At 39.7% G+C, this 16,954-nt stretch carries 14 protein-coding genes; 6 read left to right on the top strand and 8 right to left on the bottom strand.

Annotated features, from left to right (window positions below; genetic code table 11):
• Window positions 1-145: 145 nt before the first annotated feature.
• Entirely contained in the window at window positions 146-535 is a 390-nt protein-coding gene (locus tag ABMQ40_RS04310) for an SRPBCC family protein (protein ID WP_370896905.1), read from the bottom strand.
• 36 nt (window positions 536-571) lie between these two features.
• On the opposite strand from ABMQ40_RS04310, the gene ABMQ40_RS04315 reads away from it, so the two are divergent.
• Window positions 572-1,183: an NUDIX hydrolase gene (locus ABMQ40_RS04315; RefSeq protein ID WP_370896907.1), complete on the top strand. Its 612-nt coding sequence runs from the start codon at window positions 572-574 to the stop codon at window positions 1,181-1,183.
• Here ABMQ40_RS04315 and ABMQ40_RS04320 read toward each other — a convergent pair.
• Both ABMQ40_RS04320 and gldJ read right to left on the bottom strand, forming a co-directional pair.
• Entirely contained in the window at window positions 1,176-2,447 is a 1,272-nt protein-coding gene (locus ABMQ40_RS04320; protein WP_370896909.1) for a UDP-N-acetylmuramoyl-tripeptide--D-alanyl-D-alanine ligase, read from the bottom strand. The genes ABMQ40_RS04315 and ABMQ40_RS04320 overlap by 8 nt on opposite strands.
• Window positions 2,448-2,508: 61 nt before the next feature.
• Window positions 2,509-4,110: a gliding motility lipoprotein GldJ gene (gldJ, locus tag ABMQ40_RS04325; RefSeq protein WP_370896911.1), complete on the bottom strand. Its 1,602-nt coding sequence runs from the start codon at window positions 4,108-4,110 to the stop codon at window positions 2,509-2,511.
• A gap of 164 nt (window positions 4,111-4,274) precedes the next feature.
• On the opposite strand from gldJ, the gene porU reads away from it, so the two are divergent.
• The 3 genes from porU to ABMQ40_RS04340 all read left to right on the top strand — a co-directional run bounded on the left by porU (window position 4,275) and on the right by ABMQ40_RS04340 (window position 11,792).
• Window positions 4,275-8,174: a type IX secretion system sortase PorU gene (gene porU / locus ABMQ40_RS04330; protein WP_370896913.1), complete on the top strand. Its 3,900-nt coding sequence runs from the start codon at window positions 4,275-4,277 to the stop codon at window positions 8,172-8,174.
• A 60-nt stretch (window positions 8,175-8,234) separates the two neighbouring features.
• Entirely contained in the window at window positions 8,235-9,398 is a 1,164-nt protein-coding gene (gene porV / locus ABMQ40_RS04335; protein WP_370896915.1) for a type IX secretion system outer membrane channel protein PorV, read from the top strand.
• 129 nt (window positions 9,399-9,527) lie between these two features.
• Window positions 9,528-11,792: an FUSC family protein gene (locus ABMQ40_RS04340; protein WP_370896917.1), complete on the top strand. Its 2,265-nt coding sequence runs from the start codon at window positions 9,528-9,530 to the stop codon at window positions 11,790-11,792.
• Here ABMQ40_RS04340 and ABMQ40_RS04345 read toward each other — a convergent pair.
• Window positions 11,773-12,387, bottom strand: coding sequence for a 4'-phosphopantetheinyl transferase superfamily protein (locus ABMQ40_RS04345; RefSeq protein WP_370896919.1), 615 nt, complete (start codon window positions 12,385-12,387; stop codon window positions 11,773-11,775). The two genes, ABMQ40_RS04340 and ABMQ40_RS04345, sit on opposite strands and share 20 nt — an antisense overlap.
• A 54-nt stretch (window positions 12,388-12,441) precedes the next feature.
• Here ABMQ40_RS04345 and ahcY point away from each other — a divergent pair, with 54 nt between their 5' ends.
• Window positions 12,442-13,755, top strand: coding sequence for an adenosylhomocysteinase (gene ahcY, locus ABMQ40_RS04350; RefSeq protein WP_370896921.1), 1,314 nt, complete (start codon window positions 12,442-12,444; stop codon window positions 13,753-13,755).
• Between the two features lie 210 nt (window positions 13,756-13,965).
• On the opposite strand, the gene ABMQ40_RS04355 is transcribed toward ahcY, so the two are convergent.
• The 3 genes from ABMQ40_RS04355 to ABMQ40_RS04365 are packed head-to-tail and all read right to left on the bottom strand — an operon-like array spanning window position 13,966 to window position 15,850.
• Window positions 13,966-14,541, bottom strand: a complete 576-nt coding sequence (locus ABMQ40_RS04355; protein ID WP_370896923.1) for a DUF6705 family protein — start codon at window positions 14,539-14,541, stop codon at window positions 13,966-13,968.
• Window positions 14,542-14,555: 14 nt separating this feature from the next.
• Window positions 14,556-14,909 carry a hypothetical protein gene (locus ABMQ40_RS04360; protein ID WP_370896925.1) on the bottom strand — a complete coding sequence of 118 codons (354 nt, stop codon included), beginning with the start codon at window positions 14,907-14,909 and terminating at the stop codon, window positions 14,556-14,558.
• Window positions 14,906-15,850: a hypothetical protein gene (locus tag ABMQ40_RS04365; RefSeq protein ID WP_370896927.1), complete on the bottom strand. Its 945-nt coding sequence runs from the start codon at window positions 15,848-15,850 to the stop codon at window positions 14,906-14,908. Before ABMQ40_RS04365 ends, ABMQ40_RS04360 begins: the two co-directional genes overlap by 4 nt.
• A 167-nt stretch (window positions 15,851-16,017) precedes the next feature.
• On the opposite strand from ABMQ40_RS04365, the gene ABMQ40_RS04370 reads away from it, so the two are divergent.
• Complete coding sequence (locus tag ABMQ40_RS04370; RefSeq protein WP_370896929.1) at window positions 16,018-16,251, top strand: helix-turn-helix domain-containing protein; 234 nt, start codon at window positions 16,018-16,020, stop codon at window positions 16,249-16,251.
• 27 nt (window positions 16,252-16,278) lie between these two features.
• Here the strand turns inward: ABMQ40_RS04370 and purE are convergent, their stop codons facing one another.
• Entirely contained in the window at window positions 16,279-16,782 is a 504-nt protein-coding gene (purE, locus tag ABMQ40_RS04375) for a 5-(carboxyamino)imidazole ribonucleotide mutase (RefSeq protein ID WP_370896931.1), read from the bottom strand.
• Window positions 16,783-16,954 lie beyond the last annotated feature (172 nt).

The raw sequence follows: 16,954 nt of genomic DNA on the forward strand, positions 1-16,954 counted from the left end.
ATAGCCTTTACCATTTACAACAATGGTATTGAAAAAAAATGAGGCTGTCTCAAAAGTACCCCCTCTCTCGGACTCCTGTCTGACAACTTTTGTCATTTAAGAGATTCTCAGAGCGTTAATTTACCTTTTGAGACAGCCTCATCCTTTATTTATAGGCCTCTATCTTGTCTGTCAGGGTATTGATGAAATTCTGGAGAGGCTTTTCTACCATCATTTTGATAAACGGATTAAACTTACCTTCAAACAGCATCTGTACTTCGGTTTGGTTTTCATTAAGGGGATTCAGGGTGGCTGTTAAGGAGAAATCCAAATTTGAGCTTGCAGATTTTAATACAGCCTTATTATCTGAAACTTCATCAATCTTCAATGCTATTTCCGGCATTCCTTGCAGCCCGAATTTAAAGCCGTCTTCTCTTACTTCAAACTTTTGAAGACTATCCGGCATAAATTCTTTATAATTTTCAGGTGATTTCAGCAGTTCTGTTAATTCCTTACATGATTTATTGACAATAATCTTTCGTCCTTCTAAATTCATTTTTTATTTTTGTATTTAAATTCTTAATTCTTACAAATGTATAAAGTTTTCGTGAACGAAAAAAAATTATTACTGTCTAAGCAGCCGGAAGAGCTTGAAAAAAGACTTAGCTATGAAAGTTTCACAACTTTAGAGATCGCATTGGATCTTCTGGAAAATACATCGGTAAGAGAGCTGAATGTCTTCGGTGAAAATATTGATGAGATCTGGACGGAGTTTCAGAAGCTTTTCAGGATTATAGAAGCTGCCGGAGGAGTAGTGAACGGTCCTAACGGGGATATTCTTTTCATCAAGAGACTGGGCAGGTGGGATCTTCCGAAAGGCAAAATGGAAAAAGGTGAATCTAGGGAAGAATCTGCTGTACGGGAAATCGAAGAAGAAACAGGATTAAAAAATGTAAAGCTTGTAAGATTCATTAATACCACCTACCATGTTTATGTGGAAAGGAACGGGGATAAAGTCCTGAAATGTACCCATTGGTTTGAAATGAGCTTCAATGGCGAGGACACCTCAAAACCGCAGGCTGAGGAAGGGATAACAGAAGTGGCCTGGAAAAATACCCGGCAGATTGAAGAGGAGGTCTTCCCAAGTACCTTTAAGAATATCAGGCTGATTATAAAAGAATTCTGGAATACCAAAGCTAAATAAAATCCACAGCTTTTTCCAGAGAAATCCCTCTTGATGCCTTTAGCAGAACATTTTCCGATCTGATCTTATGAAATTTTAAATATTCTATCAATTCTGCCGTGCTTTCAAAGGCAGCAGGAGAAAGATGTATGCTTTTAAAAATTTTACCTACTGTCAGGATTTCATCAAACCCGAGATCCTGAGCCAGTTTCAGAATATTTTGATGTTCTTTTTCACTTTCCTCTCCCAGTTCCAGCATATCTCCCATAATGACCGTTTTGCTTCCTTCAAAGGTGATGAAGTTATTCAGGGAGGCAGCCATTGAACTTGGATTCGCATTATAAGTATCCAGAACCAGCGTTTTGTTCCCTTTCTTCATGATCTGAGAACGCATATTTGTTGGCCTGTAATGCTCAATCGCATGCTTTATTTTCTCAAAATCTATGTTAAAATGAAGTCCTAAGCTGGCAGCGGCGCATAGATTGGTAAAGTTATATTCACCGGTAAGATTGGATGTGGCCCCTGATCCCTGATATGACAGGCCTACAAAGTGTTTTTCCGAAAATAATTCAAACCTGTAATCTGAGCTGTCTTTTCCGAAAGTGATCTTAGGACTATAGCCTTGAGTTTTTTCCAGCTGGATCGGATCATTTTCATTGACAATAATGGTCTGATGATGATTCTTCAGATAATCATACAGCTCGGATTTTCCTTTGATCACTCCCTCAAATCCGCCAAATCCTTCCAGGTGTGCCTTACCGAAATTGGTAATATACCCGAAATTAGGCTGCGAAATCGTACAAAGCAGTTCAATTTCTTTCTGATGATTGGCTCCCATTTCCACAACGGCCATTTCATGTTCTGGTTTAATGGAAAGAATGGTCAGCGGCACCCCGATATGGTTATTCAGGTTCCCAGAGGTATATTGCACATTGAATTTTTCAGACAGTACGGCATGGATCAGTTCTTTGGTAGTAGTTTTACCATTGCTTCCCGTAAGTCCGATCACCGGTATTGTCAACCGGCTTCTGTGATGGATGGCAAGCTTCTGTAAGAATTCTAGGGTTGAGGGAACATAGAAGATATTCCGTCCTTTATTTTCAAACTCCTGTTGCTCCACAATTACGGCTAAGGCTCCGTCATCCACAGCTTTTTCGGCTAAGGTTGCCGCATTAAAATTTTCTCCTGAAAAAGCAAAGAAAATATCGTTTTTTTCTATTTTCCTGCTGTCTATGGTTACTTTACCGGATTGTAAAAATAAAGGATAAAACTCTTCTATATTCATGGGTCAAAAATATAAAAACCTTCCGGAATCCGGAAGGCTTTTATAAGTATTTTGATAAATATTATCTTCTAGTTCTAGCTTTATCACTTGCAACAGCATCCTGGGCAACACGGAATCCGATCCATCCGTAAGCTCTGTTCTGATCTTTATATCTTCTTTGACCCGGATCCAGCCAGTAAGCAGTATCCTGCCAAGAGCCTCCTTTTACCACTCTGATGTCGTTAGAGATGGCAGAAGTTCTGTTCTTAGTGTCTTTTTGAAGGATTACCTTACCGTTCGCGTCTACAATAAACCTTTTCTGAGGAGAGTTGTACATATTGAACGATGAAGAGGAATCAGATGCTCTGTAGTATTCTAAAGAGGACTGTCTGTCACCATCCCTGAAGTTTCTGTAGTCAGCAATGGTTTCTCTTTCAAACTGTCCTGGCAGGTTTCTGTACACCAACCTACCGTCAGCAAGGGTATCATACTTGATGCTGCTTTCGTCTACCATTTTGTAGGTACCGTCTCCGTTTCTTACAATAGCCTGAGGCATATTTCCTCTGTAGTAGTTGAAATCACTGAAATCTTCATCAATGATTGGTCTGTATACATCAGCCGTCCATTCTGCAACGTTTCCGTACATACCGTAGATTCCAAGGTCATTTGAAGGGTATTGTCTTACGTCTGAGGTTCTTGCAGATCCGTCATTTTTCCATCCAGCAATACCGGAGTAGTCACCGGATCCCATTTTGAAGTTTTCAAGGAACATTCCTTTATCTCTTCCTTTGGTACCTCTTAGCTTTTCGATTTCAGGCTTTTTACCTAGATATTGGTTGTATTCTCTGTTTTTAGCCATTCCAAGAGCCGCATATTCCCATTCAACTTCTGTAGGAAGTCTGAACTTCTGAACCATTGCAGCGTTTGGAGCTCTGTTGGCAGCAAGAAGTCTTTGGTTGGTAGTTTTCAGACCTGTTTTTTGCTGCATTCTTTTTTCATTGATATATCCCTGCATTTCCGGATCATTCGACTTGAATTTATCCATGTTAAATGCTGTTCCTCCCTGGTTGTTTGATTCATTGATATATAAATCTTTGGCGATGATGCCTGCCTGCATCAGGGCTTTCTCGTTTGCTCTGTCCGTCAGCCATTCACAATATCTGTTGGCCTGGGTCCAGGAAACACCCACTACCGGATAGTAATCGAACTCTGGTGAGCGGAAATAGGTTTCGTTGTAATCGTTTCTGGATAATTTGTTGTCCCACAATAAAGTATCCGGCAATGCACCGGTATAGATCTCTTTAAAGCTAGGGTCACTTGGTGGGAATACATACTTCAACCATGTAAGGTATTCGCGGTATTCGTAGTTAGTAATTTCTGTTTCACCGATATAGAAAGAGCTTACCTGCATTCTGCGTGGCGAGTTATTCCAATCGTGCATAACATCATCTTTCACTAATCCCATTGTAAAAGTTCCACCTTCTACATATACCATCCCCGGCCAACCTTTTTGTTTCTGTTGCTTTCCTGCAAAAAACCAACCTTGTTTTTCGTTTGGTTTCCAACCCGTTTTGCTGACAAATTTTTTAGTACCACCACCTTTGCTAGTACCTGATCCACCACAACTGGTTAATGCAAGTGTAGAACTTAATGCTATTAATGAAAACAACTTTAGTTTTTTCATAGTCGATATAAATATTTTCAAAGTACAAAGAAAAAATAAATTATTCAATAAATCAAATAAAGATTTGATTTTTTTGAAAAACGTTAACAAATTAATTTTATTGTATTATAATTTAATTATAAAATTTTCGTTTATTTTGTAATTTAGAAATTTCAATAATAAACATGAAACAAAAAATCACGCTTTTATTTCTAATTACTTTTGTATCAACACTTTGGGCTCAAAGAATAAACATTGAATGGGATGGTTCTAAAATTCAAGACTTCGGTGACACAAAAATAAATCTTCCACATTTTAAAAACGAAGGTTTTTCATTCAGCCAAAATAACATTTTTATTACAACGAAACAAAAAATAGGAGAAAAGCAATTAAAAGTTTCCAACCCGGTGTGGGAAAACATCTCCAACAGGGATTTATTTGAAATGAGCAAAGAGCTTCTGCCCAACCATGATATCGCAGATGTTGTGTATTATTATTTAGACGGGGAAAGGTATGCCAGCATAAGCGTTTCTTTATTTAAGAATGTAAAAGGCAGGGTTCAAAGGCTTTCTTCATTCGAGGTTTCAGAGACCAATGCTTCCAGGTTTGCCGGTAATGCTGCCAAAGTAGGTACTACCAACAATCCTTTATCAAGCGGAAATTTCTATAAGATAAAAGTTGATAAATCCGGGATTTTTAAAATCACAGCCCAGTTTTTAAGTGCAAACGGGATCAATCCTTCTTCCGTAAACCCAAAAAACCTGAGGGTCTATGGCAACGGAGGCATTATGCTGCCTGAATACAATCAGGACGTTAAATACGGCGCGCTGCAGGAAAACGCCATACAGGTGGTAGGTGAAGATGACGGGGTATGGAACGATAATGATTATGCACTGTTTTATGCTCAGGGGCCGGACGGATACAATCTTTATGATGCCTCCAACGGCAATGGCTTCAAAAGGGTGGAAACCAGGAGCGACAGTAGCAATAACGTGAAAAACATCTATGAAGACTATTCTTATTATTATATCAATTTCGATAAAGGACCCGGAAAAAGAGTTCAGTCCCTGGATGTAGACTTACCCTCTACCCCTCTGATCACAAGATATGACAGTTACCAGTTCATCAATAACGATCAGAAGAATCTGATGAAGGTAGGAAGGATCTGGGTAGAAGATACCCCTTTTACGACCAGTAAAGCCGTTACCTTCAATACCAATTCCACAATACAGGGCGGAGATCTTATACGGTACAGGGCCCGGGTGATCGGCTTCAAGGCTCAGCAGAACAGTATTGAATTCAATATCAACAACCAGAATACCACCACCATATCTATTCCGGCAAACGGTTCAAACGTCTCATTTGATTTCTTTCCTGCCATATATTCAGGAACGGTATCCAACCTGAGCGGAAACCAGATCACCGTAAACCTTAATCCCAATATTTCAGTGAATCCCAACGGAGCCTTTTATGTGGATTATGTAGAGGTTCAATATAAAGAGAACCTTAATTTCAATGGCTCACAAATGAGTTTCAGGGATTTTTCGCTTGCCAGCGGCTCAAATACCACTTACGGCTTCAGTATTTCCAATGCCTCCGCCATGGAACAGGTCTGGGATGTTACGGATATTACCAATGCCAACAGAAGGGTAAATAAGGCGGGAAGCAATTCCACGTTCAACTTCGGGTACGTTGCCGCCGATCAGAACTTCAACAACGAGTTTGTTGCATTCAGGGCTGATGCGGCCTATGAGCCTCAGTTCGTAGGAAGAATCAACAACCAGAACCTTTCCGCACTGCAGAATGTGGATTATCTGATCATTACGGTCCCTGAACTGATGGGGCAGGCTCAAAAGCTGGCCAACTACCACCAGACCAAAAACAACTATAATGTACAAATTGTAGATACGGATAAAATTTATAATGAATTTGGAAGCGGAAGCCGGGATCTCACTGCCATCAGGGATTTTGTCACAAAACTGAACACCCCTGCCGGAGCACTGAAATACGTTCTGATCTTAGGAGATACTTCCTATGATTATAAGAACAGGATTTCCAATAACACCAATGTGGTATCAAGCTATGAAAGTGAAGATTCCGCAGATTTTGTAAGCTCATTCGTTACGGATGACTATATCGTAATGACCCAGCCGCAGACTACGGCCTTTATATTCAACAATCTTCCGGACCTGCCGGTAGGAAGGATTCCTGCCGCCAACGCTACGGAAGCTTCCAATATGATAGACAAAACACTGGCTTACTACAACTCCTTACCCGGCCAGTCCACTCCTTTCGGAGAGTGGAAAATGAAGCTCGATTTTGTAGTGGATGACGATAATGACGGAGGGACACCCTTTCATACCGTTATGAATAATTCTCTGGTCAATATCTTTGAACAGCCTACCAATACCAATCTCAAGGAGTACAATGTAAGGAAGCTATATCTGGATGCTTTCCAGGCGCAGAGTACGGCTGGAGGACAAAGATATCCTCAGGTAAACCAGGCCATTTCCAATGATATCGGAAACAGCTTATATCTTTTCTATTTCGGACACGGGGGAATCAACGGCTGGGCTCAGGAAAGAGTCCTGACGCTGGATGAAATACAGAATGCCAATAACTTCTCTAACGTTTACAGCAGATTTCCGTTTGTATCCACCATTACCTGCGAATTCACCCTTTGGGACGATCCTGAAACATTCTCTGCCGGCGAACAGTTTATAAAATTAAAGCAGGGCGGGCCGGCAACCATGATTACTTCCAGCCGTGCCATCGCCGTAGGATATGGTATTGATTTCACCAATCTTTATACCCAGAATATTTTTAAGCTGACAGCAGATGATTTTGATACGCTCGGATATGCCCACCTGAATGCCAAAAAGCAAAAAGGAAGCGACGGAAACCATTTAAAGGTAAACTTCCTGGGTGATCCGGCAATGAAACTGAGCAGACCCCAAAGGCTACTGGTGATCGATAATATCGAAACTCCGGTTCCGGGACTCATCAGAGGCCTGGATTTCGTAAAGGTAACGGGACATATCAACAATCCGAACGGAACGCTGAATACCACATTCAACGGAAGGGTTGTGATCAATATCTTTGACAAAAGATTAAACAAAACCACTCTGAATAATGATGGCGGACTGACACCGGTACTTAACTATACCGAAGAAGGAAGCGCCATTGTAAAAGCGTCAGGAATGGCAGTGAACGGGGTTTTCACCGTGGAATTCTATGTTCCTAAAGACATCAATTATGCCGTTGGACAGGGAAGGATCCTGGGATATGCTGATAATAAAGCTTCTGATGTATTCAACAATCGGGCAGTACAGGTAGGCGACATCAACCCGAACGGGATTAATGATAACGAGCCTCCGAAAGTAAAGCTGTATATGAATAACACCAATTTTGCAGATGGAGGGATCACAGACCAGAATCCTATGTTGCTGGCCTGCGTTACGGATGACACCGGAATAAATTCAACAGGCTCTGGTATCGGTCATGATATTACAGTATATTTGGACGGTCAAATTATCAACACCATCGTTTTGAATGATTTTTATGCCTCCGGGGAAGGAAACGGCTGCGTGAATCCGGCTCTGGCAGATTATCAGAAAGGGAATGTAACCTACCCTTTCAGAAATTTAGCCATAGGACAACATCAATTAACATTTAAAGTTTGGGACATAAACAATAATTCGACAACCTCTACGTTAAACTTTGAAGTTAAGGATGAGGCTGATCAGCATCTGGTTATCAACAGACCTTTAAACTGGCCGAATCCTTTTACAAACAAAACGTATATACAGTTTGAACATAATTGTGACGATATCCTGGATGTGAATGTTCAGATTTATACCATAACAGGGAAATTGGTGAAGACGATATCACAAACGGTAATGGCAGAACCTTTCCTGCAAGGCTTCAGAACACCTCGCCAGGCTATAGAATGGGACGGAAGAGATGATTTTGGAGCAACAGTTGCAAAAGGTACGTATATTTTTAAGATATTTGCAAAAAGTCAAAATCAAGAAAAATGCAAAGGAAGTGCTACAGCTGTAGAAAAAATGGTACTTTTGAAATAATTTAAAATAATAATAGTTAATAATAGTAATAAAAAACTGATAATATATAAAAGACAACATATGAATTTAACTACTAAACTGCTTTTAGGAATTGGGTTAGGCGCTGGTTTTTTAAGCTATGCCCAGGACTTAAGCCAAGTAAGACCGGTATTAACCGGGGCTCCTTTTTTAAGAATCGCACCAGATGCCCGATCAGGAGGTATGGGAGACCAGGGTGTTGTTACTTCTCCGGATGCGTTTTCTCAATTTTGGAATGCGGCAAAATATCCTTTTAGCAGGACAAGTTCTTCCGTTGGTGTGAGTTATACCCCATATATGAGTAAACTTACCAATGATGTATTTTTATTATATGGTGCATTTCATAAATTCTTAGGGCAGGAAGAAAGATCTACAATCTCCGCAAGTATCTATTACTTCAATATGGGTGAGGTAGATTTAACCCAGTTAGTAGGTAACGAAGTAGCTTCTATGGGAACCTCGAAGCCAAATGAATTCTCTATCGACGTTGCCTATGCACTAAAACTCTCTGACTCATACTCCATGGCCGTAACAGGTAGGTATATCCGTTCAGATTTAGCCGGAGGCTTCAATACAGATACCACTCTTAAACCTGCCAATTCCTTTGCAGTAGATATTTCAGGATATTATTCTTCACCGAGATTTTCAAGTATCGGAGGATATGATGGAAAGGTGAATGCCGGTTTCGCTATTCAGAACCTGGGTCCGAAATTGGATTATACAGGGAATGAGGAATCAAGATCCTACCTCCCTACAATGGCAAGGCTGGGGGTTGGCTACGATATGTATCTTGATGACCTGAACAGAATAGGGCTCAGCGTTGAAGGATCCAAAATTTTAGTACCCGGATCTGAATTTACAGGTCAGTATGACTCCAACAGAAACCCTATTTACGAAATTCCGAACGTAGGACCAATTGCCGGGATCGGAAAATCTTTTAAAAACAAAAATAGTATCATGTATAGTGGTGCTTTGGAATATTCTTATGACAATGCTTTTTCTGTAAGAGGAGGATATTTCCATGAAAGTGAAGAGCAGGGAGCAAGACAGTATGCTACGGCAGGTATCGGGTTAAAATACCGTTCTTTCGGGCTTGATGTTTCTTATCTGATCAACATGTCCAAGATCAATACCGCATTGGACAACACTCTTCGTTTCGGGCTTACCTGGAACATCGGGGATGAAACCTCCAATGTTGACTACTAAAAGATCAAATCATAGCCCTGTGAAAAATAAGTTGATATAAATCAGCCTGTTCAGGGCAGGGAATCTATAAGCTTTATAAAAGTCTCATTTTTATGAGGCTTTTTTGTTTTCAATAATTATTTTTGCAATATGAATTATTCCGCGGAGCTCAAAAAATTTGTAACCAGTCAGTATGTATATTCTGCTATCAGGATTACATTAGCTACGGTTTTACCCTGTTTGGTCCTCGCTCACTTCGGAATATTAAAAGAATATTTCCTTTTTCCTCTCGGAACCAGCTTTGTGGCCCTTACCGATCAGCCCGGGCCATTCATCCGGAGAAGAAATGCCCTTGCATTTGCCATTTTCTGCTTTGTGGTGGTGGCACTTATTGCAAGCCTGGTAAAAGGAATAAAAGTTCTGGTTCTTCTGGAAATCATTGTTTTCGGAATGTTTTTCTCATTGATCGGAGTTTACGGCCAGCGACTGGCCGCAGTAGGCTCCCTGTCACTGATTGTGCTCGCCATTTTTATTGACGGACATCTTACGGGAAGCAATATTTTCAAAAGCCTGCTGATTTTCACATCCGGATGTATCTGGTTCCTGCTGATATTCCTGGTCGTAACCACCATCCAGCCTTATAAGCTGGCCGGCCAGATGATCGGTGAAAACTACCTTCAGCTGGCGGAATTTCTAAAGATAAAAGCCAATTATTATCAGAAAAGCCCTGATTTCGATAAGCTTACCACCCAGGTTATTGCCAAGCAGATCGAAATAAAGAATCTACAGGAGGATACCAGGGAAACCGTTTTCAAAACGAGAACCATCGTCAATGAGTCTACTACCACAAGCCGGCTGCTGATGCTTATGTTCCTGAACTCCATGGACCTTCATGAAAAGCTGATGACCTCGGAAAGCGACTATCAGAAGCTTCAGCAAAGCTTTGAAGACAGCATGATCCTGGTAAACATCCATGATTACCTCAATCTGCTCTCTGAAGAAATCACCAATATCGGCATCTCTCTCCAGAGCGGAACAAGAGCAAAACCTATCTTCAACCTGGAGCTTGAGATGAAGAACCTCAACATCCGTTATTTTGAGCTCAGGGACAAGCAGGTGAATCCCGGAAACCTGGAAAATTTTATGATTCTTCGCCAGATCCTGACGCGCATCAATGAGATTACCAAGGAGATCAATGAAATCTACAAGGTTTTTTCGCAGGATATAAAGCTGGCCAAAAGTCTTTCTACAGGATTAGACCTGAAAAAATTCCTTCCTAATGAGGAAAAGATCAACATCAAGGTCCTCAGGAACAATATTTCCCTGTCCTCATCCCATTTCCGGCATGCGATAAGAGTTACAGTTGCCTTGCTGATAGGCTATATTTTCTCCCTGTTCCAGTTTTTAGGAATCGGGCATACGTACTGGATACTGATCACACTTATCGCCATATTAAAACCCGCCTACTCCATCACGAAGAAAAGGAATATGCTGCGTCTTTACGGTACTATTGCCGGGGCTGTAATTGCTTATGCCATTTTATATTTTATAGATTCCAATGCCGTTTTATTTACCATTCTGATGCTGAGCATGATCCTTTGCTTCAGCCTGCTGAAAGGCAGATATTTCTGGGCCGTATTATTCATGACCATGTATGTTTTCATGACCTTTAATTTTTTGAGCCCGGGAAATATAAACATTATTTTCAGAGACAGGATTGTAGATACGATAATTGCGGGGGGCATTGCTTTTCTGGTTTCATATATTGTGCTACCTGTCTGGGAATATACCCAGAATTTAGATCTGATGAAAAAATCAGCGGAAAGCAATTTACTTTACTTCCAAAGTGTTATGTCTAAATTCTTAACGGATCATTTCGACATTGAAGATTATAAGGTAAAACGTAAAAATGCCATCATATCACTGGCTAACCTTTCCGATAATTTCCAGAGAATGATCTCTGAACCCAAGAATCAGCGTAAGAAGCTGGCAGTGGTCCACCAGTTTGTGGCTACCTCTCACCTGATCACAGCCTATACCGCTTCCCTTTCCCAGTATTCCCAGAATAATGAAAAGTATCCTGAAATTGATGCAGAAAGCTGGAGCAGGAAAATAGAAGCCGAAATGAATCAGATTTCTGCCTTACTGAACGGTGAAAAAATAAATGAAACCCTCAGGATGGAAAGCCGCCTTGAGCCTGAAGACAGTGTAGATGACCTCCTTCTTCAAAGAAAAACTGAAATTGAAGAAAATGATTCCCTGGACAGAAGGGATCCCGATAAGGCGTTTCATTTAACGGAGTTGAAGAATATTCAGGATGTGCTCGAGCTGATCTATGACGTTGCCAAGGAACAGCGTAAAGTAATTGAAAAATACATCAATGAGTCGGCAACTACTACTCTTCAACAATCGTAAAGCAGTAATCATCAAAAAATTCCACCCTGGCCCTAAATTCGTCTGAAATGTGGTCATCATATACCCTGCATTGTATATGATGCAGGTGTTTGAGCTCAAAAGGCCTTACCTCATAATTTTTCTTTAAAGACCAATATTTGGAATGGTGGATCTTATACATGCTTTCCTTCACGCTCCAGATGATGGTATAAAAAGTATCTGCCTTATCTTCAGGGATAAAGCCTCTTTCATGTTCATAGGTGAATTTATCAATGATCCTTAAGATCTTAGGGGTAAACCTTTCAATATCAATCCCTATTTTGTTTTTGGATATTGCAATAGCTGCAAACGGAAATGAATGGGTAATGGAAATCTCTGCATCTTTAGGGAACAGAAAAGGTTCCCTTTCCTTATACAGGATCTTGGAATTAGGTTTCAGGCCTTTCAGGAGCTTCCGTACCATAAGCACCTCCAATAGCTTTTTAGGATGATAATCTTTTACCTTGGCAGCGTTTTCGGGCTCCAGAAGATCATCGATATTCAATTCTTCACTTTCATCATACTTCCAAACAAGGATGGTGGCATTGTCATCTGAAAAATCTCGATAGAGGGGCATATTTTTGGTCAGCAGGATTTTAGTTTGTAAATTTGCGAAAAATTTTTCAGATAGATGGAAACAACAACCCAATACGTTCCTTATAAAGTAAAGGATATTTCCCTGGCAGAATGGGGAAGAAAGGAAATTGCCCTTGCAGAAGCTGAAATGCCGGGATTAATGGCTATCCGTGAAGAATACGGACCTCAGCAGCCTCTTAAAGGAGCAAGAATTGCCGGATGTCTTCACATGACCATCCAAACAGCCGTGCTTATTGAGACACTGGTGGCTTTAGGTGCCGAAGTTACCTGGTCTTCTTGTAATATTTTCTCTACACAGGATCATGCTGCTGCTGCTATTGCCGCCGCCGGAATTCCTGTTTATGCATGGAAGGGTATGAATGCCGAGGAGTTTGACTGGTGTATTGAGCAAACTTTATTTTTCGGGGAAGAAAGAAAACCATTAAACATGATCCTGGATGATGGTGGAGATTTAACCAATATGGTTTTTGACAAATATCCTGAGCTTACCAAGGATATCAAAGGACTGTCTGAAGAAACCACGACCGGAGTTCACAGATTGTACGAAAGAATGCAGAACGGAACTCTTGTGATGCCTGCTATCAACGTAAATGACTCTGTTACCAAATCTAAGTTCGACAACAAGTACGGATGTAGAGAGTCTGCCGTAGATGCTATCAGAAGAGCGACAGATGTGATGCTGGCAGGTAAAAGAGTGGTTGTATGCGGATATGGAGATGTAGGTAAAGGTACCGCTGCTTCCTTCAGAGGGGCCGGCTCTATCGTTACCGTTACGGAAATAGATCCTATCTGTGCATTACAGGCAGCCATGGAAGGTTATGAAGTGAAGAAACTGGATACCGTAATCGAAAATGCGGATATCGTAATTACTACAACAGGTAACTTCAATATCGTTCAGGGTAAGCACTTCAAGAAAATGAAGGACAAAACTATTGTTTGTAATATCGGTCACTTCGATAATGAAATCGATATGGCCTGGTTAAACGCCAACTATGGTTCCACTAAATATGAGGTAAAGCCTCAGGTGGATGTTTACAATGTTGACGGCAATGAGATCATCATCCTGGCAGAAGGCAGACTGGTTAACCTGGGATGCGCAACAGGGCACCCGAGTTTTGTAATGTCTAACTCATTCTCTAATCAGACCCTGGCCCAGATCGAGCTTTGGAACCATGCTGACAAATATGAAAACAAGGTGTACACCCTGCCTAAGCATTTGGATGAAAAAGTAGCGGCGCTTCACCTTAAAAAACTGGGTGTTGAACTTGAAACACTTACTGAAGAACAGGCTAAATACATCGGTGTAACGGTAGACGGGCCGTTCAAGCCTGAGTATTACAGATATTAAGAGATTTTTCAGATTTAAATAAAGACCGCTCCAGTTTGGAGCGGTTTGTTTATTTAAGATTGAATGGGGAATAAGCTCATTATAAGCATCTTTCATACGGGCATTAAGAGGTATATCTTTCACTTGCATTCAATGGTAACGTTTGTGCCTTACAAGAAAATACAATAAACATTCCTGCAAATATTGCTAAAAAAGTTATTAAATTCTTCACTACTGCTTAGTAAAAATCAAATCCTTTGCCTCTGGAAGATAAATATTGATGTCTGTTCCTGGAGGACATTTACTGCTGTCAAGAATTATGTCATTAGGTCGATATTCCCAAGAAATCTGTGTTGGGTTTATTTTTTTTAAAATTATTTTCCCCCAACCAACACGACAGTTTGTACCACTATAAAAGAATATAGCAGAATTATCATAAGGTTTTGTTCCTATACTATATAGGCTTATAGAGGGAACATTATTATTCTTGGTATCTTGCAAAACTACACCAGAAGAATTTTTAACAATATACTTTATATCTAGAACATCCGAATAATAGATTTTTTGTGAACTTTTTTGTAATTTATTTTCAATTTTTGTGATATATAGTGTGATATCTTTTCCTTGAAAATTTCCTTGAAATACGCCAGTGTATGAATTAAGTTCATTATTTAAATCTTTTAAATAAGAATTAGCAGGAATATTCTTTAAGGAAGTGTTTAAGGGAAGTGTTGTTTGTGCTTTACAAGATAAAAAACTTATAAAAAAACTGAAAAGTATTGTTGTTTTAACATTTATTGGTTTCATATTCTGTTATTTGATTATAAACAAGTTATTGAGATTGGCTGGTTACTACTATTTACATTAATATTTTTTACTGTACCGTCATTTTCTATTCTTTGTAAGTTAACTTTTCCTTCTAATCCCATATTTTTTAATGTTTCAAAGAAAAGTGTTTCGACACCTAGGTTATTTATTGTTCCATCACTATTAATATATACATTTCCATTTTTTGCCCAATCGGTTAAATCATTTTCAGCCTTTATATAATCATTTATATAATTAGTCAAATCATCCTCTGAAAAAGTTTTTATCGCATCCTGATAAGTTCCGTTAAACCAAATAACATAATGCATGCCATTTGGCGCTACCATTCCAATAAAGGCATTATTCACGTTTTCGGGATTAGAGGTAGGCTGTCCCTTGCAAAGCCTAATAATTGATCTATGTCAGGCGGAGACAGCATTGGTATTCCTGTTGGCGTATGGTTGTGATAGCCTCCAGCATATCCTGTTTTATCACCAAAATCTACACTATGTTTACCACCGATTATTGTTGGTGAAGGAGTTCCATCAGCTTTAAATTTAACCCCTATTTCACCTCCTTTAGGAGCTTGGTCTTTTAGCTCTTTAATTTTGGGTAATACATCGGGCTTTGACAGCATACCAATTATCTTATCACAAGGAGTTAAAGGTTCCTGGGGGTATGGATATCCTCCGCCACTGGAACCACTTCCCGAAGAGCCTCCACTTCCCCCTGTAGAACCACCACAGTTAGCATTGGGATCCAGAGCCTGACAAGGCAAGGCAGGACCTGTTTGTGAGCAGTAAGTTTCATTATAAGTATAGGTGGGCCCTGCACTTCCGTCATCATTCGTCCATGTCCATGTGGTTTGTACAGTATAGCATATAAGACCTTTTGAAGTATTTCCCGGGTTATTGTCTATAATTTTTCCTGTAAGCTGATTTCGGTTTTTGAACACCAGAATATCAAAAAATTCATCAGACCTTTCATCTTCTTTTCTTTTGAAGAATATTCTATCCCCGTCTTTATAAACAACAAGAACAAAGTTTATTTTACCATTTTTTATTACTGGAACTTCAAGGAAGGTTTCATTTGTTCCCATTGTTAAAGCATAATCCCAATAAATAGTTCCGAAGTTTGAAGTAAAGTAGTCTTTATTTGCATATTCATCAAAAACGGCTTTTACATTTTTAATGTACTTTTCATCCTCTTTCCAAAGACTTTTTGATATATATTCTTTTGAGGAAGAATCAGAAAATGTGTAAACCTCATCATGAACACAGGAGTGTAGCGTAAAAATGAAGACTATCATGACGGATAGCCATAAATCCTTTTTTTCCTCATTTGCTTTGTTTTTTAATTGTTAAATATATAAAAATCTACAATCACACGAAGAGATTTTTGCAAATATAAAATAAAATTTTAAATTATGGCAAAAATGCCATAATAATTCTTTTATATAATCTCAATATTTGTCTTGTGAGAGCAAGTATTGATAAAGAGTTTATAATATTATTTGGAAAAAATCTGAGGAAACTTAGAGAATCTAAAGAAATGAGCATGCAAACTCTCGCAGATACCATAAATATTGAATATTCACAAATAAGCAGGATAGAGAGAGGGCTGATAAATACATCAATCGGCACTGCTTACGAAATAGCAAAAGCTTTAGAAATTGATATAAAAGAACTATTCAATTTTCCTATAAAATAAAAACGCTCCGGATTTTTCAGAGCGTTTTTACTGATCATACTGATTAGGGTGATGAGCCTTAATATCATCCACAGTTCCTAATACCTTATCTTTTAAAGAATCCTGATATTTCTGAAGCTTTTCTGCCACTTCTTCATTGGCACTGCCTATAATTTTGGCGGCAAGAATCCCGGCATTTAAGGCACCGTTTAAAGCTACTGTCGCCACAGGAATACCACCAGGCATCTGAAGGATGGACAATATGGAATCCCAACCGTCAATCGAATTGCTGGATAAAATCGGGACCCCGATCACGGGAAGCGTAGTACAGCTTGCCACCATTCCCGGAAGATGGGCAGCCCCGCCTGCTCCGGCAACGATAACTTTTAGACCTCTCTCCTTTGCCGTTTTGGCATAGTCGAACATTCTTTCCGGAGTCCTGTGTGCAGAAACTACCGTTAGCTCGTATGGGATCTCCAGGCTTTTCAGAAAATTTGCAGCCTGCTCCATAATCGGTAAGTCACTCTGACTTCCCATAATAATTCCTACCATCTTCAATTTTATTAGAGGTCCAAAGATAAAAAATTAAACCTTTTAATACCCATTGATCCGGGAAGTTTTTATATACGACCGGTAAGGTCCTGCCATTACTGTTTTCGGATATCCATCAGCCCATTTCAAACAACTTCATAAGCTTTTGTTTTATAACGGATTACAGCGCGAA

Origin of the sequence: Chryseobacterium gossypii (genome assembly GCF_041361455.1) — a bacterium.
Lineage (GTDB): Bacteria > Bacteroidota > Bacteroidia > Flavobacteriales > Weeksellaceae > Chryseobacterium > Chryseobacterium gossypii.